General features: G+C 66.8%; 26 protein-coding genes. 10 read left to right on the top strand and 16 right to left on the bottom strand.

Translation table 11 applies throughout. The features are described 5' to 3' along the window. Positions 1-9 precede the first annotated feature (9 nt). Together ACPCXD_RS00995 and ACPCXD_RS01000 are read right to left on the bottom strand one after the other, a co-directional pair. Positions 10-1,122 (bottom strand): CaiB/BaiF CoA transferase family protein, encoded by a 1,113-nt coding sequence (locus ACPCXD_RS00995; protein WP_423657937.1) that lies wholly within the window; start codon positions 1,120-1,122, stop codon positions 10-12. Next, the gene (locus tag ACPCXD_RS01000) at positions 1,119-2,306 is read right to left on the bottom strand and encodes an acyl-CoA dehydrogenase family protein (protein ID WP_423657939.1); all 1,188 of its coding nucleotides are present in this window, start codon (positions 2,304-2,306) and stop codon (positions 1,119-1,121) included. The genes ACPCXD_RS00995 and ACPCXD_RS01000 overlap by 4 nt, the downstream gene beginning before the upstream one ends. 144 nt (positions 2,307-2,450) lie before the next feature. Between ACPCXD_RS01000 and ACPCXD_RS01005 the strand changes: the two genes are divergently transcribed. Then, a complete protein-coding gene (locus ACPCXD_RS01005; protein WP_419957082.1) occupies positions 2,451-3,458 on the top strand; it encodes a LacI family DNA-binding transcriptional regulator in 1,008 nt (335 codons plus the stop codon). A 6-nt stretch (positions 3,459-3,464) separates the two neighbouring features. Here the strand turns inward: ACPCXD_RS01005 and ACPCXD_RS01010 are convergent, their stop codons facing one another. Further along, entirely contained in the window at positions 3,465-4,790 is a 1,326-nt protein-coding gene (locus ACPCXD_RS01010) for a serine/threonine-protein kinase (RefSeq protein ID WP_423657941.1), read from the bottom strand. A gap of 158 nt (positions 4,791-4,948) precedes the next feature. Here ACPCXD_RS01010 and ACPCXD_RS01015 point away from each other — a divergent pair, with 158 nt between their 5' ends. The 3 genes from ACPCXD_RS01015 (at position 4,949) to eutC (ending at position 8,200) form a co-directional block, all read left to right on the top strand. Then, positions 4,949-5,815, top strand: coding sequence for an SGNH/GDSL hydrolase family protein (locus ACPCXD_RS01015; RefSeq protein WP_230824734.1), 867 nt, complete (start codon positions 4,949-4,951; stop codon positions 5,813-5,815). 202 nt (positions 5,816-6,017) lie between these two features. Then, positions 6,018-7,430 (top strand): ethanolamine ammonia-lyase subunit EutB, encoded by a 1,413-nt coding sequence (locus tag ACPCXD_RS01020; RefSeq protein ID WP_423657944.1) that lies wholly within the window; start codon positions 6,018-6,020, stop codon positions 7,428-7,430. After that, a complete protein-coding gene (gene eutC, locus ACPCXD_RS01025; RefSeq protein WP_423657946.1) occupies positions 7,427-8,200 on the top strand; it encodes an ethanolamine ammonia-lyase subunit EutC in 774 nt (257 codons plus the stop codon). The genes ACPCXD_RS01020 and eutC overlap by 4 nt, the downstream gene beginning before the upstream one ends. 51 nt (positions 8,201-8,251) lie before the next feature. Here eutC and ACPCXD_RS01030 read toward each other — a convergent pair whose 3' ends face one another. From ACPCXD_RS01030 to ACPCXD_RS01050, 5 genes are all read right to left on the bottom strand, one after another. Next, positions 8,252-8,914 (bottom strand): TetR/AcrR family transcriptional regulator, encoded by a 663-nt coding sequence (locus ACPCXD_RS01030; protein ID WP_059382752.1) that lies wholly within the window; start codon positions 8,912-8,914, stop codon positions 8,252-8,254. Positions 8,915-8,992: 78 nt separating this feature from the next. Next, the gene (locus ACPCXD_RS01035) at positions 8,993-10,141 is read right to left on the bottom strand and encodes an acyl-CoA dehydrogenase family protein (protein ID WP_160874547.1); all 1,149 of its coding nucleotides are present in this window, start codon (positions 10,139-10,141) and stop codon (positions 8,993-8,995) included. After that, positions 10,138-11,808, bottom strand: coding sequence for a class I adenylate-forming enzyme family protein (locus ACPCXD_RS01040; protein ID WP_423657949.1), 1,671 nt, complete (start codon positions 11,806-11,808; stop codon positions 10,138-10,140). Before ACPCXD_RS01040 ends, ACPCXD_RS01035 begins: the two co-directional genes overlap by 4 nt. A 26-nt stretch (positions 11,809-11,834) precedes the next feature. Then, on the bottom strand, positions 11,835-12,566 hold the full coding sequence (locus ACPCXD_RS01045; RefSeq protein ID WP_423657951.1) for an SDR family NAD(P)-dependent oxidoreductase: 732 nt from the start codon (positions 12,564-12,566) through the stop codon (positions 11,835-11,837). A 31-nt stretch (positions 12,567-12,597) separates the two neighbouring features. Further along, the gene (locus ACPCXD_RS01050) at positions 12,598-13,392 is read right to left on the bottom strand and encodes an enoyl-CoA hydratase-related protein (protein ID WP_088898000.1); all 795 of its coding nucleotides are present in this window, start codon (positions 13,390-13,392) and stop codon (positions 12,598-12,600) included. A 300-nt stretch (positions 13,393-13,692) separates the two neighbouring features. Between ACPCXD_RS01050 and ACPCXD_RS01055 the strand changes: the two genes are divergently transcribed. Next, positions 13,693-14,466: a PASTA domain-containing protein gene (locus ACPCXD_RS01055; RefSeq protein ID WP_423657953.1), complete on the top strand. Its 774-nt coding sequence runs from the start codon at positions 13,693-13,695 to the stop codon at positions 14,464-14,466. Here the strand turns inward: ACPCXD_RS01055 and ACPCXD_RS01060 are convergent. Then, the gene (locus ACPCXD_RS01060) at positions 14,463-15,650 is read right to left on the bottom strand and encodes an NAD(P)/FAD-dependent oxidoreductase (RefSeq protein WP_106201077.1); all 1,188 of its coding nucleotides are present in this window, start codon (positions 15,648-15,650) and stop codon (positions 14,463-14,465) included. The two genes, ACPCXD_RS01055 and ACPCXD_RS01060, sit on opposite strands and share 4 nt — an antisense overlap. A gap of 103 nt (positions 15,651-15,753) precedes the next feature. Continuing rightward, positions 15,754-16,671 carry an RNA polymerase sigma-70 factor gene (locus tag ACPCXD_RS01065; RefSeq protein WP_423657956.1) on the bottom strand — a complete coding sequence of 306 codons (918 nt, stop codon included), beginning with the start codon at positions 16,669-16,671 and terminating at the stop codon, positions 15,754-15,756. 618 nt (positions 16,672-17,289) lie between these two features. On the opposite strand from ACPCXD_RS01065, the gene ACPCXD_RS01070 reads away from it, so the two are divergent. Both ACPCXD_RS01070 and ACPCXD_RS01075 read left to right on the top strand, forming a co-directional pair. After that, the gene (locus ACPCXD_RS01070) at positions 17,290-17,874 is read left to right on the top strand and encodes a nuclear transport factor 2 family protein (RefSeq protein WP_423657958.1); all 585 of its coding nucleotides are present in this window, start codon (positions 17,290-17,292) and stop codon (positions 17,872-17,874) included. 201 nt (positions 17,875-18,075) lie between these two features. Further along, the gene (locus tag ACPCXD_RS01075; RefSeq protein ID WP_423658814.1) at positions 18,076-18,690 is read left to right on the top strand and encodes a YdcF family protein; all 615 of its coding nucleotides are present in this window, start codon (positions 18,076-18,078) and stop codon (positions 18,688-18,690) included. A 12-nt stretch (positions 18,691-18,702) separates the two neighbouring features. Here the strand turns inward: ACPCXD_RS01075 and ACPCXD_RS01080 are convergent, their stop codons facing one another. Both ACPCXD_RS01080 and ACPCXD_RS01085 read right to left on the bottom strand, forming a co-directional pair. Next, positions 18,703-19,215, bottom strand: coding sequence for a DinB family protein (locus tag ACPCXD_RS01080; RefSeq protein ID WP_423657960.1), 513 nt, complete (start codon positions 19,213-19,215; stop codon positions 18,703-18,705). Positions 19,216-19,314: 99 nt separating this feature from the next. Next, the gene (locus ACPCXD_RS01085) at positions 19,315-19,935 is read right to left on the bottom strand and encodes a class I SAM-dependent methyltransferase (RefSeq protein WP_230824964.1); all 621 of its coding nucleotides are present in this window, start codon (positions 19,933-19,935) and stop codon (positions 19,315-19,317) included. Between the two features lie 148 nt (positions 19,936-20,083). Here ACPCXD_RS01085 and ACPCXD_RS01090 point away from each other — a divergent pair, with 148 nt between their 5' ends. Continuing rightward, complete coding sequence (locus ACPCXD_RS01090) at positions 20,084-20,560, top strand: hypothetical protein (RefSeq protein ID WP_423657962.1); 477 nt, start codon at positions 20,084-20,086, stop codon at positions 20,558-20,560. A gap of 2 nt (positions 20,561-20,562) precedes the next feature. Further along, positions 20,563-20,760: a helix-turn-helix transcriptional regulator gene (locus tag ACPCXD_RS01095; protein WP_085470075.1), complete on the top strand. Its 198-nt coding sequence runs from the start codon at positions 20,563-20,565 to the stop codon at positions 20,758-20,760. A gap of 184 nt (positions 20,761-20,944) precedes the next feature. On the opposite strand, the gene ACPCXD_RS01100 is transcribed toward ACPCXD_RS01095, so the two are convergent. Then, complete coding sequence (locus tag ACPCXD_RS01100) at positions 20,945-21,559, bottom strand: dihydrofolate reductase family protein (RefSeq protein WP_423657964.1); 615 nt, start codon at positions 21,557-21,559, stop codon at positions 20,945-20,947. A gap of 131 nt (positions 21,560-21,690) precedes the next feature. Between ACPCXD_RS01100 and ACPCXD_RS01105 the strand changes: the two genes are divergently transcribed. After that, positions 21,691-22,107, top strand: coding sequence for a VOC family protein (locus tag ACPCXD_RS01105; RefSeq protein WP_160874531.1), 417 nt, complete (start codon positions 21,691-21,693; stop codon positions 22,105-22,107). On the opposite strand, the gene ACPCXD_RS01110 is transcribed toward ACPCXD_RS01105, so the two are convergent. The 3 genes from ACPCXD_RS01110 to ACPCXD_RS01120 all read right to left on the bottom strand — a co-directional run bounded on the left by ACPCXD_RS01110 (position 22,089) and on the right by ACPCXD_RS01120 (position 25,449). After that, positions 22,089-23,552, bottom strand: a complete 1,464-nt coding sequence (locus tag ACPCXD_RS01110; RefSeq protein ID WP_160874529.1) for an amino acid permease — start codon at positions 23,550-23,552, stop codon at positions 22,089-22,091. The genes ACPCXD_RS01105 and ACPCXD_RS01110 overlap by 19 nt on opposite strands. Further along, positions 23,545-24,798 (bottom strand): Glu/Leu/Phe/Val dehydrogenase dimerization domain-containing protein, encoded by a 1,254-nt coding sequence (locus ACPCXD_RS01115; protein WP_423657967.1) that lies wholly within the window; start codon positions 24,796-24,798, stop codon positions 23,545-23,547. Before ACPCXD_RS01115 ends, ACPCXD_RS01110 begins: the two co-directional genes overlap by 8 nt. Positions 24,799-24,939: 141 nt before the next feature. Next, positions 24,940-25,449, bottom strand: a complete 510-nt coding sequence (locus ACPCXD_RS01120) for an Lrp/AsnC family transcriptional regulator (protein WP_059382783.1) — start codon at positions 25,447-25,449, stop codon at positions 24,940-24,942. Positions 25,450-25,571: the final 122 nt, after the last annotated feature.

Genomic DNA, 25,571 nt, shown 5'->3' on the forward strand with positions numbered 1-25,571 from the left:
AGCGTCCGACTACGCCAGCCGCGGGGGTGCGGTGCGGTAGGTCGCGGGGGTGGCGCTGAGCCGGATCGGATTGGCGATCTGACGAAGCGGAGCGTCCCGGTCGGGATCGTCGATCGACACCACCGGCGACAGGCCGAGTCGTTCGGCGAGCGCGACCGCGTCGGCGATGTCGTTGAGCGGTCCGCACGGCACCCGGGCTGCGGTCAGAGCGTCGAACCACGCGTCGGCGGTGTTCGTCGACAACAGTTCGTCGATGATCTTCGTCAGTTCCTCCCGGTTCGCGACGCGGGCGGTGTTCGTGGTGAACCGCTCGTCGGTGGCGAGTTCGGGTGCGCCGAGAACCTCGACCAGCGAAGCGAATTGACGGTCATTGCCCACGGCGAGGACGAACGGCCGGTCGGCGGTGTGGAACACCTCGTAGGGCGCGATGCTCGGATGACGATTGCCCATCGCCTTCGGCACCACTCCCGCCGCGACGTAGCCGGACGACTGGTTCGCCAGCGCCGACAACAGCGACGACAGCAGGTTCACCTCGACGCGCTGGCCCTCGCCGGTGCGGTCGCGGTGCCGCAGCGCGGCGAGTATGCCGAGTGCAGCGTGCATTCCGGTGATGATGTCGACCACGGCGACACCGACCTTGGTGGGTGTCGCCGGGTCGGGACCGGTGATGCTCATCAGACCGCCGACGGCCTGGATGAGCAGGTCGTAGCCGGGCAGGTTGTTGTGTCCGCCGAAGCCGGTGATCGAGGTGTAGACGATCCCGGGGTTGAGGTCCCGGACCTGCTCGTATCCGAGCCCGAGCCGAGTCATCGTACCGGGCAGGAAGTTCTCGACGACGACATCGGCGCGGGCGACGAGATCGCGTGCCTGCTCGAGTCCTTCGTCGGTGGTCAGGTCGATGGCCACCGACTTCTTGTTGCGGTTCACACCGAGGAAGTAGGTCGACTCGTCGCCGACCCAGGGAGGTCCCCAGTGCCGGGTGTCGTCCCCGAAGCCGGGTCGTTCGATCTTGACGACCTCCGCCCCGAGGTCGGCGAGCAGCATGGTGGCGTAGGGGCCGGCGAGCACGCGACCGAAGTCGGCGATCACCAGCCCCTCGAGCGCACCGGGAAGAGTGGTCACCGGAAGGCCGCCTCACCGGTCAGGGCCTTGCCGATGGTCAGCTGGTGGACCTCGGAGGTGCCCTCGTAGGTCAGCACCGATTCGAGGTTGTTGGCGTGACGGATGACAGGGTACTCGAGCGTGATTCCGTTGGCGCCGAGGATGGTCCGGCATTCGCGGGCGATCGCGATGGCCTCGCGCACGTTGTTGAGCTTGCCGAGGCTGACCTGCTCCGGGGCGATCTCGCCGCGGTCCTTGATGCGGCCGAGGTGGTAGGCGAGCAGGTGGCCCTTGCCGACCTCGAGCGCCATGTCGGCGATCTTGGCCTGGGTGAGCTGGTAGCCGGCGAGCGGCTTGTCGAACACCTCGCGGGACTGCGAGTACTCGATGGCGGTCTCGAGGCAGTCGCGGGCGGCGCCGATGGCACCGAAGACGATGCCGAATCGGGCCTCGCCGAGGGAGGTGAGCGGTCCGCGCAGCCCCTTGGCCTTCGGCATCATCGCCGAGGCGGGCAGGCGCACGCCGTCGAGGACGAGCTCCGAGGTGACCGAGGCGCGCAGCGACATCTTGGAGTGGATCTCCGGTGCGGAGAAACCGGGGGTGTCGGTGGGGACAACGAAGCCGCGGATGCCCTTGGCGCCTTCTTCGAGGTCGGTCTGCGCCCAGACGACGGCGACGTCGGCGATCGAGCCGTTGGTGATCCACATCTTGGTGCCGTTGAGGATCCAGTCGTCACCGTCGCGCTTGGCGTTGGTGCGCATCCCGGCGGGGTTGGAGCCGAAGTCGGGCTCGGTCAGGCCGAAGCAGCCGATCGCCTCGCCGGCAGCCATGCGGGGGAGCCATTCCTGCTTCTGCTCCTCGCTGCCCCAGTGGTGGATGGAGAACATCGCCAGCGAGCCCTGCACGGACACGAGGCTGCGGATGCCGGAGTCGACGGCCTCGAGTTCGAGACAGGCCAGGCCGTAGGCGGTGGCGCTCATGCCGGCGCAGCCGTAGCCGTCGAGGTGCATGCCGAGCACGCCCAGCTGTCCGAGTTCCTTGGCGAGCTCGCGTGCCGGGAGCTTCGCTTCCTCGAACCACTGGGCCACGTGCGGGCGGATGCGCTCGTTACCGAACTTGCGGACGGTGTCGCGGATGTCGATCTCCTCCTGCTCGAGCAGGGAGTCGAGGGCGAACAGCTGGGTGAGCGACTGAGCGTTGGACATGGCCTTCTCCGGTGGTCGAGGAAACGTTTGTCAGAACGATTGCGAGAACGTTTGCACGATCGATTGCATGGCCTACGCTAAAGGCATGCTCCGGGCACGTCAACCCGGAACACGAACTCGATGCCGCACAAGCAGGAGAGCCGCATGCCCCGTCCCGACCGCGCCCCGACGCTCAAGGAGATCGCCGAGCGCGCCGGTGTCCACGTCTCGACGGCATCCCGCGTGCTGCGCCAGCCCGAACCGGTCGACGGCTGGTCGGACTCGGCCCTGCGGGTGCGGGAGGTCGCGGCCCAACTGGGATATCGCCCCAACCTGTGGGCGGCGAGCCTGCGGACCCGCAAGACCACGACCCTCGGTGTCGTCATGCCGCGACTCACCGACGGCGTGGTCGCCACGACCTACCAGGGCATCGAGGAAGCCGCCACGAAAGCGGGCTACTCGGTACTGCTGTCGAGCCCACCCGACGACCTCGAGGCGCAACGTCGCGCCATCGCGCTGCTCGTGGGCCGGCAGGTCGACGGTCTGCTGCTGAGCAGCATGCACCTCCCGGGTCGCCCGTTCGTCGAGTCGCTGGCGCTCGGATCGCTGCCCATCCTCGCGGTCACCCGGCACGCCGACGCAGGCTTGCCGTTCGTGGTGGGCGACGACTACCGGGGTGGAGCACTGGCCGCCCGACACCTGCTCGACCGCAGCTACGACGACCTGGCGATCATCGCCGGCCCCGACCATGCCAGCACCGCCCGCGACCGGCGTGACGGCTTCGTCGACACCCTGAAGGAAGCATCGGTGGCACTGCCGCCCGAACGGATCGTGCGGTCGAGCTTCGACGTCGCCGGGGGTGTGGAGGCCGCGCGTGCGCTGCTGGATCGCCCCGATCGTCCCCGAGCGATCTTCGCGGTCAGCGACACCATCGCCATCGGCATCCTCGGTGTCGCCCGCGACCTGGGTCTGTCCATCCCGGACGATCTCGCCGTGGTCGGTTACAACGACATCCCCGTCGTGGCGCAGCTGCCGGTTCCGCTCACCACCGTGCGGTCGCCCGCGCACGACATCGGGGTGACCGCCATCGAGCGGCTCCTCGAACTCGTGCAAAACGGAGAAACGGAATCGACGCGACTTCCCGTCGAACTCGTGGTGCGCGCCTCGAGCTGAGCGACCTCACCCGTTACCGCGGCCGCTGTTCCCGTTGCCGCTGTTCCCGTTCCCGTTTCCGTTGTTGTCGTCGTGGTTGCCGCTGTTCCCCCGCGAATTGCCGTTCCCGTTGTTGTTGCCGGGTCCGCTGTTCCCGCGGGACTCGGATTCGGACCTCGTGGGCCCGGCATCCGCAGGCGGTGCGACGGGAGCGGTCTCCGGAGCGGGCACGACGGGCGGAACCACGGCGGTCTCGTCCGCTGTGCGCGCCGGGACGATCGTCGATTCGGGGGTCGCAGGAAGCTCGGTGGTGGCCGGTACCCGCTCGGGCGTCGATGCCGACATGCCCGGCGTCCGGGTCTCGGGTGTGGCCGCCGGCGGGGAATCGCCCCGCCCGAATCCGAGCGCGAGACCGCCCACGGCGAGCGCCCCGACCAGCGTCAGACTCGCCGCGACGAGAACTCCACGGGAACGGTCCGTGCCCGCGGTGGCCGTCGGCCCGCCGATCTCACTCGCCGGCAGGAGGGCTGTCGCGGCGCGGTATCCGTCGGAATTCTGCAATGCCGCGAGCATCTCGTGCGCACTGCGGAACCGGTCGGAAGGCTCTCGTGCCATGGCCCGTTCGATCACTGCGACGAGCCCCGGATGGGCATCCGGGCGGAGATCGGCGAGTGGCCGCGGACGGTCGTGCGTGATGGCCCGTGCCAGCGCGAGGATGTTGTCCTCGGCGAACGGCCTCCGCCCGCACAGGGACTCGTAGCCGACGACCCCGACCGCGTACAGATCGTCCGTCACGGACGCGGGGTGACCGGTGATGCGGTCCGGGCTCAGATAGGCGACGGTCCCCACGAGTTCACCGGTGTGGGTGAGGTCGTCGCCGACGCTCTTCGCGATACCGAAGTCGGCGACCTTGATCTCGCCGTTCTCTGCGATGAGCACGTTCGCCGGCTTGATGTCCCGGTGGAGGATCCCCGCCCCGTGTGCGGCGACGAGGGCCTCGAGAATTCCGGTGAGCACCGTACGCACCCGATCGTCGGGTAGGGGACCGCGGGCGATGTCGTCGGCGAGGGTCCGCCCGGGGAGCCGTTCCATAACGATGTAGGGACGTCCGTCGTGTTCACCCGTGTCGTACACGGCGACGATGCGAGGGTGGTTCAGGGCCGCGGCGGCCCGGGCCTCGACCTCGAAACGACGTCGTACGTCCGGTCTGCTGCCGACCTCCCGTCCGAGCAGTTTGACCGCGACGGGCCGGTGGAGGCGGGTGTCCCGACCGTCGTGGATCTCGCCGCTGCCGCCGACGCCGAGCAGACCGCTCAGCTCGTAGCGGCCGTCGAGAACTTTGTGGACGGTCACAGGGGGACGGTAGCCGTTCGGAGGGGGAAGTAAACAAAATGCGCTGGTGAGAGGACGTGCATGCGAGCTTCATCCGTGATCTTCACCCGCTGCTCGTAACGCGTTTGTAATTCGTGCCGATCTCATGCCCGGGGAGAACCACGCTGCCGGAGGTCTGGATGAAGACGATTGTGCGAGCCGGGATCGTCGCCGGCATGGCAGCTGCATCGATGGTGTGGCCGGTGTCCGCGATGAGCGACCCGGGTAACGAGCAGGGCATCCGATACGTCGCGCTCGGCGACTCGCGCGCCGCCGGACCCTACCTCGACGCAGCGGCGATGCTCAGCGGATGCGCCCGCGCGGACGCGGGCTATCCGAACCTCGTCGCAGGTTCGCTGCAGACCGTCAGCTTCGTCAACGTCGCGTGTTCGGGTGCGCGCACCGAGCACATCACGTCCGTCCCGCAACAGACGTCGACCGGATCGGTCCCGCCGCAGATCGATTCGCTCCCGCCGGACACGAATCTCGTCACGCTGAGTATCGGCGGCAACGATGTCGGCTGGTCGGGGCTCGTCTCGGCCTGCTACACCGAGCTTCCGGGCGGCGACGCGCACTGCCGCACCGATCCGGGCACCACGTCGCGCATGGACGCCGCCCTGAGTGCACTCGGACCGAAGGTCACCGCGACACTGACCGCCGTCCAGCAACGCGCACCGCGCGCACGGGTTCTGCTGGTCGGGCACGGCGGTGTCTTCGGCAACCGGGGCTGCTGGCCCAACATCCCCACCAGCGATGCCGACGCCTCCTTCGTGACGAACTTCTTCGTGCGGATGAACCGAGTACTCGCCCGGTCTGCCGGTGAGGCCGGTGCCGAGTTCGTGGACGTCATGTCCGGCTCGGAAGGACACGATGCGTGTGCACCCTCCGAGCAGCGCTGGTACGAGGGACGGCAGTCGCTGTCGCTGGCGAAGGCTCTGCATCCCACCGCTGCGGGGATGCGGCACATGGCGCAGCGGGTGACGAACGTCTGGTACCAGCGGGGCTAGGTAGACAACCGAAAAGTGAGGCTCACAACCCTCATGGTCGACCACCAGGGTTGTGAGCCTCACTTCTGCGTTGTGGACCCAGAAACCGACGACCAGCGGCGTTTCGTTCGCGACACTCGCCGGACACGACGGCGAAAAAGTGGAATGCTGCACTCCACTGCGTGCTCACATCCGTCGAACCGGTCCTGCGCGGGAGGCCTCGATGACGATCTACCGACAACAGCTCGGCGGAACCGGTTACGAGTTCGACGGCCTCGTCGATCTGCTCGGGAAGGCCTCCCCCCGCCGCTCGGGCGATGAACTCGCCGGATGCGCTGCCACTTCGGATGCCGAACGTGCCGCGGCACAGCTGGCCCTCGCCGACCTCCCGCTGACCATCTTCCTCACCGAGGCGGTCGTGCCGTACGAGACCGACGAGGTCACCAGGCTGATCGTCGATACCCACGACGCGACGGCCTTCGCCCCGGTCTCGCACATGACCGTCGGGGAGCTGCGCGACCACCTGCTGGAGGTCGCGGCCCGACCGGACTCCGCCGACGTGCTCGCGGCACTCTCGCCGGGACTCACCCCGGAGATGGTCGCAGCGACCAGCAAGATCATGCGCAACCAGGACCTCATCGCGGTCTCCCGCGCTGCGACGGTGACCAGCGCGTTCCGCACGACCATCGGGTTGCCCGGCCGGCTCGCGACGCGCCTGCAACCGAACCATCCCGTCGACGATCCTCGTGGGGTCGCCGCGTCCGTCCTCGACGGTCTGCTGATGGGCTGCGGCGACGCGGTGGTCGGCATCAATCCGGCAAGCGACTCACCGCACGCGGTGTCCGACCTGCTGCACCTGCTCGACGAGATCCGGCAACGATTCGAGATCCCCACCCAGTCGTGCGTGCTGACCCACGTCACCACCACCATCGATCTGATCGAGAAGGACGCGCCGGTCGACCTGGTGTTCCAGTCCGTCGCCGGCACCGAGGGCGCCAACCGCAGCTTCGGTGTGGACCTCGCAGTGCTGCGGGAGGGCAACGAGGCCGGCAGGTCGCTGCGACGGGGGACCGTCGGCAACAACGTCATGTACTTCGAGACGGGGCAGGGTTCGGCGTTGTCGTCGGGAACCCATCTCGGCACCGGGGGCAGGCCGGTGGATCAGCAGACTCTCGAAGCGCGCGCGTATGCCGTTGCGCGCGAGTTCGAACCGCTGCTCGTCAACACGGTCGTCGGGTTCATCGGACCGGAATATCTGTACGACGGCAAGCAGATCATCCGCGCCGGGCTCGAAGACCAGTTCTGCGGCAAACTTCTCGGCCTGCCGATGGGCGTCGACGTCTGCTACACCAACCATGCCGAGGCCGACCAGGACGACATGGACACCCTGCTCACCCTGTTGGCCGTTGCCGGAACAGCATTCGTCATCACGGTGCCCGGTGCCGACGACGTGATGCTCGGCTACCAGTCGCTGTCGTTCCACGACGCGCTGTACGTCCGGGAGGCCGCCGATCTGCGACCGGCACCGGAGTTCGAGGACTGGCTACGCAGGCAGGGTATGGCGGACGATATCGGTCGCATCCTGCCGGTGGACGTCGGCACGTCCCCTCTGCGCGCACTCGGAGGTGCCTTGTGAGCGACCTGTGGGACGAATTGCGCCGGAACACCCAGGCACGGATCGGCCTGGGACGCACCGGGAACAGCATCCCGACGCGCCGTCATCTGGAATTCGTGGCGGCCCATGCCGAGGCGCGCGACGCCGTGCACGTCCCGCTCGATGTGCATTCCTTGGCTCAGCGGGTTCGTGATCTCGGGCTCGGTGAGCAGTTGATCGTGGAAAGCGCAGCAGGAGATCGCAGTACGTATCTGCGTCGCCCCGACCTCGGCCGGCAGCTCGCCGAGGGAACCATGCTGCCGCGCATGGAGGCCGATCTCGGTATCGCGCTGTGCGACGGGTTGTCGTCCACCGCTCTCGACGCCCACGGACCCGATCTGCTCGCGGCGATCGTCGCTGCCCTGCCGGGGCTGACCGTGGCGTCACCGGTGATCGCGACGCAGGCCCGCGTCGCGCTGGGCGACCGTATCGGTGAGCGGCTCGGCGTCACGACGATGCTCGTGATCATCGGCGAACGTCCCGGCCTGTCGGTGGCCGACAGTGTCGGCGTGTACCTGACGCACCACCCGAGGCCGGGACGCAGTGACGCCGAACGCAACTGCGTGTCGAACATCCATCCGCCCGGCGGGATGACCTACGAGCACGCGGCGCGCGTCGTAGCGGCCCTCGTGAACGGGGCGCGGCAGTTGGGGGCGTCGGGCGTCGCGTTGAAGGACACCTCGCGGGACCCCGCACTCACCGACCCCGACATCGACAGCGGAGCGGGAATCGGTCATGGGTGCGCGCAATAACGCGCACCGGTGACCACTCCGCGCTTCGCTGCCCTCGGTCGAGGCCGGTGGTTACCGGAGGAAGTGCGCGTAGTCCCCGCGCCGCTCCGCCTTCAGTGTCGTGTTGAGCACGAGCCTGGTCTGGAGGCGGATGTAGTCGTCGAGGGTGTAGATGGATCCGAAGTGCCAGTGCTTGAGCGCCCATCCGTGGGCGAGGAGCAGGATGTCGAACACCATCAGGTCGACGTCGATGGGCTCCATGATTCCGGCGGAGATGCCGTCGTCGAGGGCGGAGCGCAGCGGCGCCGACGTCTCGACCTCCAGTTCCTTGATCCGGGCACGACCGGCAGCGTCGAGCGTGCGGCTCTCCCGGTAGGTGAGGACGGTGGCGTCGAGGTTCTCGTCGACGATCTCGATGTAGCGGCGGATGCCGGCGGCGAGCCGTTCGACGGGGTCGTCGCCGGCGGCCTCCATCGCAGGTTCGATCTGGTCGCGGAAGGTGTCGAGGATCGAGACGATGGTGGCGAGAAGGATCTCTTCCTTGCCGCCGAAGTACTTGTAGATCAGTCCGACACTGACGCCGGCCTCGTCGGCCAGCGCCTGCATGGACATCTGGTGGAAACCGGTGCGCTGCATGACCTGCACAGCGGCGTCGAGGACCTGCTTGCGGCGGGAACTGGTGCGAACTGCCCGCACGGCCTCTTCCACGGGAAGTGCATCGTGGTCGGTGGTCATAGGGGCTCCTCGTCGCTTTTCGGTCCGATTCACAGTACCGAGTGCTCAGCGGTGTGAATCGTGCAGCTGGGACGGTCGTCAGATCCCGAGATCCTTCGCGACGATCGTCTTCATGATCTCGGTGGTTCCGCCGTAGATCGTCTGGATGCGGGCGTCGACGAAAGCGCGCGCGACGCCGTATTCGCGCATGTAGCCGTAGCCGCCGTGCAATTGCAGGCACCGGTCGGCGACACGCACCTGCAGTTCGGTGGCCCACCACTTCAGACGCGCGGCGCGGGCGGCAGTGAGCTGCCCGGCCACGTGCTCGGCGATGCAGTCGTCGAGATAGGTGCGGGCGATGTCGAGCTCGGTCGCCAGCTCGGCGAGCACGAACTGGGTGTTCTGGAAGCTCGACACCGGCTTCCCGAAAGCCTTCCGTTCACGGACGTAGTCGAGGGTCTGCGCGAGGACGCCCTCGGCCGCGGCGACCGCACCGATCGACAGCGACAACCGTTCCTGCGGGAGGTTGTGCACCAGCTGGTAGAAGCCGCGGCCTTCGTCGCCGAGCCGGTTCGCGACCGGCACCCGCATGTCGGTGAACGTCAGCTCGCTGGTGTCCTGGGCGTGCAGACCGATCTTCTCGAGATTGCGCCCGCGGGAGAAACCGGGGGTGTCGGCCTCGACGACCAGCAGCGTCAGTCCCTTGTGCGGGTCGTCGGAGGTGCGGGTCGCGACGACGAACAGGTCGCCGTTCTGACCGTTGGAGATGAACGTCTTGGCACCGTTGACGACGTAGTGGTCGCCGTCGCGCACCGCGGAGGTGCGGATGCCGGTGAGGTCGCTGCCGGTGCCGGGTTCGGTCATGGCGATACCCAGCACGGTCTCGCCACTGACGACGCCGGGCAGCCAGCGTGCCTTCTGTTCGTCGTCGGTCAGCTCGGTGAGGTAGGGCAGCACCACGTCGTTCTGCAGGGAGAACGCGATGCCTGCTGCGGCGTTGCCGGCGCGGTTGACCTCCTCGATGAGGATGGCGTTGTAGCGGAAGTCGTCGACTCCGGGTCCGCCGTACTTCTCGTCGACGGAGAAGGCGAGCAGTCCGAGCTTGCCGGCTTCGGTGAACAACGACCGGTCGAGGCAGCTCGCGTGCTCCCAGTCCTCGTGTACGGGCGTGATCTTGTCGCGGACGAAGTCGCGAGCGACCTCCCGGAACTGCTGGTGCTCGGTCTCGTATTCGAGGCGTGCATTCATCGGGTGATCCTCGAGTCGGTGGGGGCGGTGAACAACCCTGCGGCGAACTCGTCGGCTGCCGTTCGGGTTGCCTTGTAGTGCAGTTTCTTTCCGGTGGCCGAGACCGGCAGCGACTCGACGAACCGATACGCCCGGGGTCGCTTGAAGGTGGACAACATCGGGTGCTCGCGGCAGTGCGCGTCGAGGACGTCGGCCGTGACGTCCGGGCTGCCGGCGACGATGTACGCGACGACGATGCGTCCCCACCGGTCGTCGGGCACGCCGACGACGAGGCAGTCGGACACACCCGGATGTGAGTTGAGCGCCTCCTCGACCTGCACCGGATGGACGTTCTCACCACCGCAGACGAGCATGTCGTCCTTGCGTCCGACGATCGTGACGAACTCCCCGGCGTCCCACGTGGCGAGGTCGCCGATGTGCAGCCACCCGTTGTTGAACTTGGCCTTCTCCTGGTCGGGGGAGTCGAAGTAGGCGTTCGAACCCTTGGGGGAGCGGACGATCACCTCTCCGACCTCTTCGCCGTCCTTGGCGACGACGTCGTCGTGGTGGGCGAGTCGGTCCTCGTAGATGTGGACCACGCGCACGTCGTCGTCGGTGCAGGCCCGGCCCGCGGTGCCGGCATGTTCGGGCAGATCGGTGGGGCGCAGGAAGGTGTTCCAGAACCCTTCGGTGCTGCCGTAGCCGTTGAAGATCCGCGGGTTGAGGACCTGCTGGTAGCGCAGTGCCGCTTCGCGTTCGAGCGGCGCACCCATCGTGACGATGCCGCGCAGCGACGACAGGTCGCGCGGACGGGCCTCCTGCGCGGTCGCGAGCATCGCGAGGTTGGTGGGTGCTCCGATGAGGAAGGTGAGGCCGTGCTCGGCGACGAGGTCGAGGACGCGGTCGGCGTCGAAGGTACGCAGCGGCACCACTTCTCCACCGATGTAGAAGACCGGGTTGGGTCCTCCGGAGTATAGGCCGCCGCGGTGGAACCACGGCGTCATGTTGAGCGTCTTGTCCTCGGGGCTCAACGGGAAATGCATGATGACGTCGTGCGCGCTGAAGATCTCGATCATGCTGTTGAGCGGCACACCCTTCGGCATGCCGGTGGTGCCCGAGGTGTAGAGGCGAGTGGTCTCGTCCCACACCGTCCGGTGCAGCGGCGGGAGCGCGACCCGATCGGCCACCAGGTGCCGGTACCGCACAACGGTGGCACCGGGAACGGAGACCGGATCGCCGTCGCCCACCGCGACGATCACCTTCGGGGTGTGCGCCGAGCGTTCCAGCGCCTCCGTCACCATCGGGGTGAGCTCGGTGTCGTAGACGAAGACCGTGGGTGCGGACTTGTCGAGGACGAACGCGGTCTCGCCGGCTGCGAGCCGGAAGTTGATCGGCGAACCCACCGCGCCCACCGCCTGGGTGGCGAGATACAGCTCAGCGAACTCGACACTGTTGAACAGCTGATAGGCGACGACATCCCCGGCCTGCACGCCTGCATCGGCCAGACCAGTGGCGACTCGGTCGACGCGTTCGCCGAGTTCGGCGTAGGTCAACCGGGTTCCGGTCTCGGGATCGGTGATGGCAACGCGGTTCCCGTACCGTCCCAGGTTGCGCCGGAAGCCGTTGAGATACGTGAAGTCGTTCTCGAAGTACTCCCGGTAGGCCCGGGCGTTGTACGACGCGCTCATGATTCGATCTCCCCTGACGATGTCGATCAGCCGGCCATGGTGAGGCCGCCGCTGACGCTGATCACCTGGCCCGTGATGAACGATGCGGCCTCGGATGCGAGGAACAGGACGGGTGCGGCGACCTCCTCGGGTCGCGCGAGTCGCCGGAACGGAATGGCCTTGATTAGAGCAGCTTTGAGCTTCTCCTCCTGGGCCTGGAACAGCGGTGTGTCGGTGGGGCCGGGGCACACGCAGTTGACGTTGATGTTGTGCCGGGCCATCTCGCGGGCGAGCGACTTGGTGAGGGCGATGACGCCACCCTTCGCGCCCGCATAGATGGATTCGCCGGAGCTGCCGACACGACCTGCATCGCTGGCGAGGTTGATCACGCGACCGCCGTTTCCGGCATCGATGATGCCGGGCAGGAAGGCGCTGCAGATGTTCACCGGGCCGAGATAGTTGATCGCGACGACCTTCTCGGCGAACTCCGGTGTGGCGTTGAGGAACTGATCGGTGCGGTCCCAGCCGGCAGCGTTGACGATCACGTTGGGCACGCCCACTTCTGCGTGGGTGCGGTCGCGGAGTTCGTCGACCTGGGCGCGGTCGGCGATGTCGACCGGCAGTGCCGTGATCAGCTGGGGGTACTCCTTGGCCGTGGCTTCGGCAGCCGCCAGGTCGAGATCGGCGGCGACGACGCGATCACCCTGCGCGGCGAAGGCGAGAGCGATGGCCTTGCCGATTCCGGAACCGGCGCCGGTGACCAGTGCGATGTTGCTCATGGGAGATCCTTACGGGTCTGGGAAGTTCGGATCAGGCCTTGACGTACTTCGCGAAATCGGCGGGTCGCTTCTCCGCGAACGCCTTGGCTCCTTCGAGTCCCTCCTCGGACTTGCCGAACAGGTCGAGGGCCGACATCGCGAGATTGCTCAGGCCGGCCTGGTGGTCGGTGTCGGCATTGAACGACTGCTTGAGGAACTTGATCGCGGTGGGGCTCTTCTCGGCGATCTCGGCAACGACCGCCTTCGCCTCGTCGAGCAGTTTGTCTTGCGGGACAACCCAGTTCACCAGTCCCCAGCGTTCGGCGGTGGCGGCGTCGTACTGGCGGCACAGGTACCAGATTTCTCTCGCGCGCTTCTCTCCGACGACGCGGGCGAGGAAGGCAGAGCCGAATCCGGCGTCGAACGAGCCGACCTTGGGTCCGGCCTGGCCGAACCGGGCGTTTTCCGACGCGATCGAGAGGTCGCACAGGACGTGGAGAACGTGTCCGCCGCCGACGGCGACGCCGTTGACGGCTGCGATGACCGGCTTGGGGATGTCGCGGATGAGCTTGTGGAGGTAGCCGATCTCGAACATGCCGCTCTCGGTGGGCCCGTAGTCGCCGGTCTCGGCGCGCTGCTTGACGTCGCCGCCGGTGCAGAAGGCCTTCTCACCGGCGCCGGTGAGGATGATGGCCGAGACGCGGCTGTCGGCCCAGGCCGATCGGAACGCCTTGATCAGTTCCTCGACGGTCTTGCCCCGGAAGGCGTTGTAGCGCTCGGGCCGGTTGATGGTGATGATGCCGGCTGCGCCGTCGATCTCGTAGGTGATGTCTTCGAAGTCGGTCATGGGTTCCCCTTCATCGCTGCAGGTAGGAGCCTGATCGAACAGCCATTCCCTGCGGGTGAATGACTATTCATTTTTCATGAATCTACATTCACGAACAGGGTGTGTCAACCGTCACAGGGACGCTTCGCCGACTTGGGTGGATCTGCCCCCGGATTCCGGGGCTCAACCCACCGAAATCGACAACTGGGCGTGGTAACGACGAGGGGTGACGCTCCGACACCAGTTCAGGAGGGCATTCAGCGCGTGTGCGGTCGGGAAAGCAGCGGCGCACGGGGCCTGGTGTCGGGTTGAAGGAGAAACATGAAGTTCGTCGTCCCCTACCTGCGCGTCGTAGCGGGGATGTTCGCCGCCATCACGCTGTGGCTGGCGATCGTGGAAGTAGTCAACGGCAACGGGGCCGACGCGATCCTGTTCGTGGCATTCGCGGCCGGCCTGGGATATCTCGCGATCGGCAAGCCTCTGCGCGACCGCCGCAAGCGCATCAAGGCCGAGCAGGACGCGATCGCCGCACGAGCCGAAGCCGGCCACCGCGCGTTCCTTGCCGGGGATGTGCGGGCGGCGATGGCGCCGCCGCCCGAGCCGCCGAAGCCTCCGAGGATCCGTCGCGGGGTGGTCATCGCCGCTGCCGTCGCCGGACTGTTCGTCCTCATGGGAATCATCGGCGACATTTCGGACGGGCTCGACTCGCCGACGAAGGACGACGCGAGTACGACTCCTCGCGCTGCCGCACCGACGACCACCACGCCGTCCACAACGTCGGCTGCCACCACGGCGCGGACCGTCGCTCCGGAAACCACTCCCGCGACGAGGATCTCCACCACGCAGGTGGCGGCTGTCGCCTCCACTGCGGTGATGCCGAACGTCGTGTGCATGGATCTCCAAGCGGCACAGGACACCATCCAGGCCGCCGGCGTGTTCTACTCCACGAGCATCGACGCGACCGGTCAGGGACGCGCGCAGGTATGGGACAGGAACTGGGTCGTCGTCGACCAGACTCCCTCGGTGGGAGCATCGATCGGTGAAGGCGACCCAGTGCTGTCGGTTCTGAAAGAGGACGAATTCAGCGGGTGTTAGGCCATCGGCTGCTCCGTGCGGGAGAGATCCTCGGTAGTGGCGGTGTTCGACGGATGCCGGCCGCCCCTGAGGAATCCCATCGTTCCCGGCCGTAGGGCCTCGACCCGCAGGCCCGCCATCGCGGCCTTCAGCCCGAGATCCTTGATGGTCGAGGCGATTCGACCGGAGTATGCCTGTTCCTTCGGGGTGTCGTCCCGCTCGTGGAACTGGACGACGCCGACGTGTCGGCCCAGGCTCACACCGACACCGTTGAACCCGAAATCGAGGTTCGCAGGCTCTTCACCGGCGATGCGGCTGAGAACCGTGTCGGCCGCAGCCAGGCCGGTGGGCAGGGCGGACTGGCATGCCATCCGCACCGGCTCTCCCGACGGTGCTGCGCAGTCACCGGCGGCAATGACGCGATCGTCGTCGATGCTGGTCATCGTTTCGTCGGTGAGGATCCGGCCGAGTTCATCCGTCCTGAAGCCGCTGGAGCGAGCCAGTTCGGGAACGCCGAATCCGGCGGTCCACACGGTGATCGCACTCTCGAGGACGGTGTCGTCGTCGAGCGTGAAGCCGTCGGGTCCGACGCGGGTGACGCGCGCGTTCTCGATGATCTCGACCTGCAGGTCCGCGAGCCGTTCGTAGGTTGCGGCACGGGCCTTCTCGGACAGCATCGGACCGATGACACCGCTGCACACGAGACGCACACGACGTCCCTGTTCGGCGAGCTCGCCGGCTGTTTCGAGCCCGGTGAGCCCGGCCCCGACGACCGTGACGACGGCTTCGGGTTCGAGGCTGTTCAGCGCGTACTGCAGGCGCTCGGCATACTCGAATTCGGCCACCGGGAACGCGAATTCCTCGACGCCGGGAACGGTGGACCGTCTCGTGGCGGTACTTCCGACGGCGTAGACGAGGTAGTCGTAGCCGACCGTTCCGCTGGATGCGAGATGAACGGTGCGCGTGCCGGGTTCGATGCGGGTCACGGTATCGACCAGAAGGTCGACTCCCTTCGCCAGAAGTTTGCGGTAGTCGCCGGACGCATGGTGGTTGCCGACCGCGAACTGGTGCAACCGGGTTCGCTGGACGAAATGCGGCCGGGGATTGATGACGGTGACCGCAGCCTTCCTGCTCATGCGGTTGGCGGCGACCGTTCCGGCGTATCCACCGCCGATGACGACGACACGGGGGCGTGTGTTCAACATGGCTTCTCTCCGATCCGTTCGTTGGCTCTGTGGGGAGCCCTCGTCATCTAGGACCGGACAGCCATGTCGTTTGTGACATGCCGCGCCGAACAATCGGGAGGATTCAGGGTCGTTGCAGGTCGCGGAGCTTCTGGGCGAGCACGCGCACATCGGCCACTCGCCCCAGATGAGCGAGCTTGTCCGGGTTGATCATCACCCGGACCGCGCCGATCTTCCCGCCCGCGACGTCGAATGTCATGACCTGCACGATGGCGCCGTCGGCATCCCGCACGATCAGGCCGGGGAGCCTGTTGATCTCGCGGAGTTCGAGCGACATGCCGAGCTGACCCATGGGCGAGATGAACGAGGCCAGCAACCGCATGACCTTCTCGCCCCCGACCACGACCTTACGGATAGCGGGTGCCTTGCCACCGCTGTCGGCGACGAGCTGCACATCGGCGGCCAGCAGGTCGCGCAGGGCGTCGACGTCGCCGTCCTGGAAGGCCGTGAGGAATCGAGCGGTGAGCTGTTCGTGCGCCTGCGGATCGGTGTCGAACCGCGCCGAACCTTGATCGACGTGGCGCCGTGCCCGCACCGCGAGCTGCCGGCACGCCGCTTCGGAGCGGTCGACGATCTCGGCGATCTCGGAGAAGCCGAATCCGAATGCCTCGCGCAACACGAAGACGGCGCGTTCGAGCGGACTGAGACGTTCGAGCAGCACGAGCGCCGCCGTCGAGATCGATTCGCGCAGTTCGGCCGAGCGCGGCGGATCGTCGTACGGCTCCTCGAGTATCGGTTCCGGTAGCCACTCGCCCACATATCGTTCGCGCCGCGCCCGCGCCGATTCGAGCATGTTGATCGATACCCGGGTGACGACGGTGGACAGGAATGCTCGGGCCGAATCCGGTTCGACGCCGGAGGTTTCGTATCGCACCCAGGTCTCCTGGACCGCGTCCTCGGCTTCGGTCACGCTGCCGAGGATGCGGTAGGCGATGGCGAACAACAGTGGACGCAGGTTCTCGAACTCTTCGACGCCGGTCACGTCGGCCCCTCCCGTAGACCCGTGCTTCGATCACAGCACTCCACCCGGGTTCGCGCAACGAGGATGAATTCGATCAGGAACGAAGCGGGCGCCCTGCGGGCGACTGCCCCAACCGATCGGAGACCCTTCGGGTCCCTGAGTCGTCGTCCCCTTCCCCAAGGCTGCCCGGTCGCCATGCCCCGATAGACCGTCTCGGCCAGCACGGATAGCCCCACGTCGCGGAGGACGTGCGGCTCGCACTGGACCCGGTCGTTCGTGTCGACCCGCACGATCGGGTGCTCCACCACCAGCTGTGGAGACGAGGGATACTGGTGCCCAGTCGGTTTCGAGACAGGGAACGGCCCCGGCTCGCAGCGTCGGTGCGCTGACGTCGGACTGTGGGAGACGAGCGACGAGCTGCGTCGACGCGCCTCGGTTACCGGAACGGCCCTCGTGCGCGACGATGCAGGTGAAACGCCTCGAGCCCTCCGATCACGGTCGGATCGGAGGGCTGGGAAGTCAGGACGTCGGGTGTGAACCCGGGGGAGCGGGTGTGTGTCGGCCGGCGCGGAAGAACGCGCTCGCGGCTCGTTGCTGGAGTACGCCTCTCGAAGGCGTGTGGATAGACTCCACCCTACGGTGCATGACAGCGCTTTCTGTCGTGTGCCCAGACCCCGGTTCGGTGTTGGCGCACCTGCCGGGGTCGACCTGTTTTCAGGTCGGTGGAGGGATGGTCGCACGGGTGTGCGAAGTCGTCAACTCGAACACACGTTCTGCTCTTGCCTGCCCTGGATCATGGGAAGCGCGCACGAAGGGGACGCCGTGTCCGATCCGATTCAGGACGATGTCGAAGCCGAACTGATCGCGTTCGCCCGCGTCTGGGCCGAGGCCATCGTGTCCAACGACGCCGAGCGGATCGCCGAGTTCGCGGATGATGACTGGGTGATGGTCTCCGAATCCGGCACGGAATCGGGCCGCCGCTTTCTGTCATTGGTCGCGTCCGGTGAACTGACCCCTTCCGCGATGGACACGGTCGGGGAGATTCGAGTGCGTGTCCACGGGGACACCGCGATCCTGACGTCCCGGGTGACGAACACTGCTCACTTTGCCGGCGAGCAGTTCGACGCGGACGAATGGACCACCGACGTGCTCGTCAGGCGAGACGGCAAGTGGCGATGCGTCCTGACCCACACCACACCCGCACGCAGCGATACGTCCGAATAGCGCTCCTTGCAACGATTGTCGCGCTTGTTCATGGATAGAACGGTGGCGCGGATGTAAAACCGATTGTCAGCCGTCATCGAATCCGACGCGGCATATGGTGAGACTTCTTCGCGTCGAGCCCCAACTTCCCACAAGTGCGCGTCGAGATGGCACAGTGCGGCACGGCCGACATCCGGGAAGAAGGGGACTCGCGTGGGAGCTGTGCGACGCACGGTGGTGGCGACCGCAGTCGCGGCCACAGCCGCGGTAGGTGTATCGACGGGGCAGGCAGCGGCGACTCCTGCAATCGACACCGTTGTGAACGGTGCACTATCCGTCACCCCGTTGTGCCAGGGAACCATCGACGCGCTGATCATCGCGTGCACCGAGCTCGAGAAGCTGACACCACACTTCCCGTTGATGCTCGACCTGAACCCAAGGGGTACGCATCTCGTCGTACTCGGGGCGGGACTCACTGAGGACGGCAAGATCCGGCCGGTGCTCGAAGAACGACTCGAAGCGGCTCTCCGTGCAGCGCAAAGCTATCCGGAATCGCCGATTGTCGTCACCGGTGGCGTCCCGCGCAACGGCATCACCGAAGCGCAGGCCATGAAGGACTGGCTGGTCGCGCGAGGCATTCCGCCGGAGCGCATCACCGAGGAATCGCAGTCGACCTCCACCGTCGAGAACGCGCGCTTCACCAACGATGTTCTGCTCGAACGGCGAGCCACGGGCGCTGTGCTCGTGACGAACCGTGACCACCTCGAACGCGCGATGATCAACTTCCGGCAGGCGGTCGACGCGCGCATTCCGGTCGCGGGCATCGTCGCAGCGTGAGCGCCGGAAGTATCAACCCGGCGTATTCGCCTTCCGCGTCAGCACCTGACTGATCTCCGAAACATTCTTCGCCAGTTCGAAGTTGACCCACCCGGCTACTTCCCACAGAGGTGAAGGTTCGGGCATGAGTCCGACGATCGTCTTCTCGATGTCGGCACTCTCGAGAAGCGTCACCCATTCAGTGCGAAGAGTCCGGATGCGGTCGGTCGAGCCGGACCACTCGTAGGCGTCCGGCCCGACCGCAGTTCCCCCACTGCAGACCGCCACGGTGTTCGTCCACCACCACTCGATGTGCCAGAGCAGCCACGCAATCGTGGGCTCGGGAAGGGCCTCGGCCGTTTCGTCCGGCCAGTCGGCGACGAGACGCCCGTCGACCCGTCGAACGCCCACGCAGTTCGACGACGGCTCCCAGTGCACGGCAGCCTCGTCGATCCGTGGCAGCACGTGTTGTTCCGTGAAGAGCCAGACCAGGTCGAGTTGCTTCAGCAGCGTGCGTATGGTGAGTGGCAGAATGTCCGAGGGCATGCATGCAATCTTCGCGGATATAGCGGACACATACTCGATGTCGACACCGCGCATCTGTCCGCCGAGGTATGCAAAGATCGCTGTAGTAGCTGTCAACCTCTACGTGGCCGGTGTCGCCACTCCGAGAGACAGGGCACCGAGGAACTTCGGTGTCTTCTCCTCGTAGAAGGTGTCGAGTTCGCGGATGTCGAACCCAGCACCGCGGACGAGGTCGGCGATTTGTCGTGTCAGATGGCAGCCACCCGCGACGCGCTTCTGGACCGGTTCGAGCCGGTGCTGCCACCGCCGGACGTTCTCGTCCGGAGCGAGTCCGTGTTCGACGAAGTGCAGGGTGCCACCCGGTGCGAGGACGCGACGTACCTCGCGCAGAGCCGCGTCGGCATCGGGGATGGTGCACAGGGTCCACGTCGACAGTGCGCTGTCGAAGGTGTTGTCCTCGAACGGGAGTGACTGACCGTCCAGACCCGATCGTTCGATGTGCACGGGGGAGTCCTCGATGCGCGGACGTGCGAGCTTCCATCCGAGGTCCGCGGGTTCGACGGCGCTGACCGACTCGACGGTGGTGGGGTAGTAGGGAACGTTGAGACCGGATCCGAATCCGATCTCGACGACGCGGCCGCTCAGGCCGGCGCACACTCGTTTCCGGTTCGCTTCGGTGAACGACGGCGCGCAGGCGATGTTCACCAGTCGCGGTACGACGTGATCGTTGTAGAGGCCCATGGCAGTCCCTTCGCCTCGTGGCGTCTCGATCTGCTCGATCCATCATGACACCTGCCCGGCCGAACGGAACCCCTCGTTTCCGCTGCGCCGAGAACGCTGTTAAGTTACCTTTACATGTAAAGCGTGCTTTACTGTGAAGGGAGCGGTGATGGACGGCGGGAGTGCCGGCTCGGCGGTGGCGCGGAGCAAGTGGGGCAAGGTGCGGGTGGGGTCGCGGTGGATCGCCGCCGTACCGCCGGCCATCGCCCTCGGCATGGTGGCGGCGGGGGCACTCGGAGTGGTGGGGGCAGCACTCGAACTGGTGCCGGAGCATCCTGTCGTCTCGGGTATCGCCGTGGCGTTGGCGACAGTGTCTCCGTTGGTCGGCCTGTCGTGGGTGCTCCTCGTCGATCGGTCGACCCTCGAAGGCGCCGCGGACCGGCCGGAGGATTCGGTCGAGGCGTCCTGGTACGAGAAAGCCGCCTCGGGCGCTTTCACCGACATCCTTCTCGTCACGGGGCTGGGATGTACCGCTCTGGCGTTCGCTCCGATCGAGGTCGCGGGTCTGCACGCGCTGATGGCGGTCATTCTCGTGGCCTTCGCGTCGTTCGGTGTGCGCTACGCCGTGCAGCGTCGGAAAGGCTGAGGGTGCGCAACTCGCTCGCGGCCCTGCGCGCGAAGAACGGATGGTCGCAGCAGAGGCTCGCCGACGAACTCGGCGTCTCGCGACAGACGATCATCTCGATCGAGAAGGGACGATTCGACCCTTCCCTTCCGCTGGCGTTCCGCATCGCGCGCCTGTTCGGACGTCTAATCGAGGACATCTTCGTACCCGACGAGGAATAACGGAGTGGCCGAGCGGATTCCCCGACAGAACCCGCTCGGCCACTCGCCCGATTGCTCAGCGTACTACCGGCGTCAACGGTGAGAGTGAGGCCGGTGACGTAACGGGATTCATCGGACACCGGGTTACGAGGCCACGCAACGCGAGGAGCGCGGCCAGGACTCCTGACCGCGCCCTGGTGTCGTGTCACTCGACTTCGGCGAGTCCGTACTCGGGTCGTCCGGCCGGCCGGTACACGGTGATGGCGATACCGGACGAGGTGGTGCGCGATTCGACGAGATCGAACTTCGTATCGCGACCCCCGGTGGGGAACAACCGCCGCCCCTGACCGAGGACGACCGGGAACGTGATGAGGCGGTACTCGTCGACGAGATCGTGTTCGAAGAGGGTGTGGACGAGACGGATGCTGCCGTGCACCTGCAGTTCGCGTCCCGGCTGTTTCTTCAGTTCCGCGACCGAGGTGGGCACGTCGCCCTCGAGGACGGTGGTGTTCTGCCACTTCGGGTCGGTGAGCGTCGTGGAGGCGACGTACTTCGGGAGGGTGTTGAGTGCCCGGGCGACCGGGTCGTCGGGATCGGTCGAGTTCGGCCACGACGCAGCGAAGACGTCGTAGGTGTTCCGGCCCAGCAGGAATGCGTCGACCTTCGAGAACACCTCGTCGATGAACTTGCCGGTGCCCTCGTCGAACAGCGGCACCACCCAACCGCCGCGGTCGAAGCCGTCGCTGCGGTCCTCGTCGGGGCCGCCCGGTCCCTGGGCCACCCCGTCGGCCGATACGAAGGTCGTCACCGTGAGCTTCATCGTCGTCCCCTTTCGAAGGTTGTCGCCGAGTACAGACCCGGGGAGCGCGGAGAACTCATCGCTTGCATCCCTCGGGCACGGAAGGTATCTCTGGACGCAGCGTCGCGTGTCGATGACGGACTGCGTCAGGCATGGAGGCGCGGGACCACAAGGAGTTCTCCTTGAGTATTGCGTTCAACCACACCATCGTCGCGGCCGACGACAAGCAGCATTCGGCCTACTTCCTCACCACCCTGTTCGGGCTGCCCGATCCGGTGCCCGCCGGGCACTTCCTCGCCGTCGAACTCGCCAACGGTGTCACTCTCGATTTCGCCGAACCGCCACCGGACGTGGAGTATCCGCCGCAGCACTACGCATTCCTGGTGTCGGAGGAGGAGTTCGACGAGATCTATGCCCGGATCCTCGAGCAGGAGATCGAACACTGGGCCGACCCCCGGCAGTCGGCGCACGGCATCAACAGAAACGACGGGGGTCGAGGAACCTACTTCCTCGACCCCGCCGGTCACTTCATGGAGATAATCACGCGTCCCTACGGTTGGCGTTCCTGAACCGTCTCCACGCGAGCCGTCTCGGCCGCAGCGCGTCGCCGTGCCAGCACCGTGCAGGTACCGGCGATCGCTGCGGTCAACGCGCCGGTCGCGAGCAGCTGCGTGCGGGCGGCGGCGTCGAACAGGGCGAGCACCGCGATGCCGGCGAGCAGACCGAGCGTCGCGTACGACAGGTACGGGAAGCCCCACATCTTCAGCGGCAGTGCATCCTCGGTGCCGTTGCGGCGTGCGCGACGACGGAGCACGAGGTGTGAGACCGCGACGAACGTCCACAGCACCAGGATCGTGGAGCCGACGGCGTTGAGCAGCAGCGGCAGCACCCGGTCGGGGTAGAGATAGTTCAGTCCGACCGTGACGAAGCCGAACGCCACCGAGGCGAGCACCGCATTGCGGGGAACGCCGTTGGACGACAGTCGCCCGAAGGCGGGATGTGCGGATCCGCGGTGCGACAGCGAGAAGATCATCCGGGAAGCGCTGAACAGCATCGCGTTGAGCGACGAGAGCAGCGCGACCACGACGATCACGGTCATCCCCGCGGCGGCGCCCGGGACGGCCCCGGCCTGCAGCACGGCGACGAACGGACCGGTCGCGAGATCCTCGGAGGTCCACGGCAGGATCGTCACCATCACGAGCACCGACCCGATGTAGAACACGAGGATGCGCCACACCAGGGTGCGCACCGCGCGGCCCACGTTGCGACGGGGATCGGCGGTCTCCGCGGCGGCGATCGCGATGATCTCGGTGCCACCGAACGCGAAGACCACGATGAGCAGGCCGGCGGCGATACCGGCGATACCGGTGGGGGCGAACCCGCCGTGCGCCGTGAGGTTGGAGAAGCCGGTCGTCTCGAAGGTGGGCATCCACCCGGCGATCATCGCGATGCCGATCACCAGGAAGCCGACGATCGCGACGATCTTGATTGCGGCGAACCAGAATTCGACCTCACCGAAGCGGCGGACGCCGACCAGGTTCACGCCCGTCAGCACGACCATGTAGAACAGCGCGGACGCCCACTGGGGGATGCCGGGCAGCGCCACCGCGGTGATCGCGGCGGCGCCGGTGGCCTCCGCGGCGATCACGATGATGACCTGCACCCAGTACAACCACCCGATGGTCCGCCCCGCGACAGGGCCCAGCGCGTTCTCGGTGTGCTCGGAGAACGCACCGCTGGCGGGGTTGGCCGCGGCCATCTCGCCCATCATGCGCATCACGAACACGACGAGAACGGCCGCCACCAGGAACGAGATCAGGATCGCCGGGCCGGCGACGGCGATACCCGCCCCCGACCCGACGAACAGGCCGGCCCCGATGGCGCCACCGAGACTCATCATGACGAGCTGGCGGGGCCGCATGGCACGATGCAGGCCGGCGGTGCTCTGGGCGCCGGTCGTCGTCCCGGCCGTGCTCTGGGCGCTGGTCGTCGCCGTGGCCAGGGTGTCAGTCATCAATGCGCTCCCCGGCCGGGACCAGCTGGTCCAGTGCGATCTCGAAGGCGGTCGCGGCGAGCCCGGTGAGCTCGGTCGACCGGTCGTGGCAGCGGCGCAGTGCCGTCTCGATGGTGGTGGACACATCGCCGAAGATGGCGGCGTCAGAGACCTCCACGTCGCCCTCCATGAGCTGGGCGAAAGCCCGGGCCATACCGCAGTTGGCGATGAAGTCGGGGATCACGGCGACGGACTTGTCGGCGTGCTCGTAGGTGGGGCCGTAGAAGATCTCGTCGTCGGCGAACGGAACGTTGGCGCCGGAAGCGATCGACTCGAGTCCCGCGGCGACCATGCGGTCGACCTGCTCGCGGGTGACGAGGCGGCTCGCGGCGCAGGGGAGGAAGATCTCGGCTCCGAGATCCCAGATGCGGTCGTTCACCTCGTCGAAGGGGATCATGCGGTCGCTGCGCAGGGCGTTGCCGTCGCGCTCGAGCAGCAGGGTACGGACCTCGTCGAAGGAGAGACCCTCGGGTGCGAGGATGCCGCCGTCGCGGTCGATGATGCCCACGATCGAGGCGCCGGCCTGAGCGAGATAGTAGGTAGCAGCGGCGCCGACGTTGCCCCAGCCCTGCACCACGACGCGTTTGCCGGCGAGGTCGGTGCCCCGATAGACGAGCTGGTGGTGACGGACCGACTCGGCGACGCCGTAACCGGTGATCAGATCGGCGACAGTGTATTTCGTGCTGGTGGCAGGGGTGAACCGCGCGTCCTCGACAACCTTCGCGACGCCGAGTCGCAGCTGGCCCACCCGCTGGATGCGCTGGCGCTCGTCCTTGCCGAAGTGTCCGTTGACGACACCTTCCTGCGGGTGCCACAAGCCGTTGGACTCGGTGAGGGGAACGACCTCGTTCATCTCGTCGACGTTGAGGTCGCCGCCGGTGCCGTAGTAGGCACGCAGCAGGGGAGTGACGGCCGCGAACCAGCGGCGCAGCACGCCTTCCTTGCGGGGGTCGGACGGATCGAAATCGATGCCGGACTTGGCACCGCCGATCGCAGGTCCGGAGACGGTGAACTTGATCTCCATGGTCTTCGCCAGCGACTCGACCTCGCGCCGGTCGAGGCCGCGGCGCATGCGGGTGCCGCCGCCGGCCGCGCCGCCCCGCAGCGAGTTGATGACGACCCAGCCCCGGGCGGTGGTCTCGGTGTCGTGCCACTCGAAGACGATCTCGGGGGCTTTTTCTTCGAATCGCGTCAGCAGGTTCTTCATGGCGAAAGACTGTGACGGCAGTAACAAATGCTGCGCAACTGTGCTTCATCGAACTGTGCAGCGTGCGGAGGGTCCGGATGCCCGGAGCGCTTTTTTCTGTGCAATCCGGCTAGTCGGAGACGGATTGTGGACGTGATCGGTTCAGCGGCGGTAGGCCGGTGCCTTCGCGGATCGTTCCGGCTCGAGGGTGCGCAGCAGCGGCATCGCCCGGTAGTGCACCACTTCCGACAGCACCATCACACTCGTGGACCGCGCGACGATCGAGGAGCGGTTCAGCTCGATGAGGGTCTGCTGGAGACCGAGGTGTGATTCGGCTCCGATCCGGCACAGGACGTCGCCCGCGCCGGTGGTGGCGAACGCCTCGAGGACACCGGGGATGCCTTCGAGGACCTCGGTGACGTCTTCGAGCGCGCCCTGCACGATCTCCATCGTCACGAACGCCTGTACATCGAAACCTGCTGCGGCGAGGTTGATCCGGGGTTCGTAGCCGGCGATCACCCCGGTGTCCTCGAGGCGTCGCAGGCGGGCCGAGACGGTGGCGCGCGCGACCTTCAACCGACGGGACAGCTCGAGCGCGCCGATCTTCGGGTCGGCGTGCAGGGCCTCGAGGAGAGCGAAATCCAATTCGTCCAGCTGCACGGGCTCGCGCATCGCGGTTCCTTCCCATCGAGCGCCGAAAACTAGTCCGATTGTATAGGTGAGCGTGCGGATTCCGGCGGATTCCAGTCAGTCGGACCAGTTCCCGAAGGCGACGTTGCGTCGCACCGACAGGT

Source organism: Rhodococcus sp. AB351 (genome assembly GCF_049538275.1).
Classification (GTDB): Bacteria; Actinomycetota; Actinomycetes; order Mycobacteriales; family Mycobacteriaceae; genus Rhodococcus.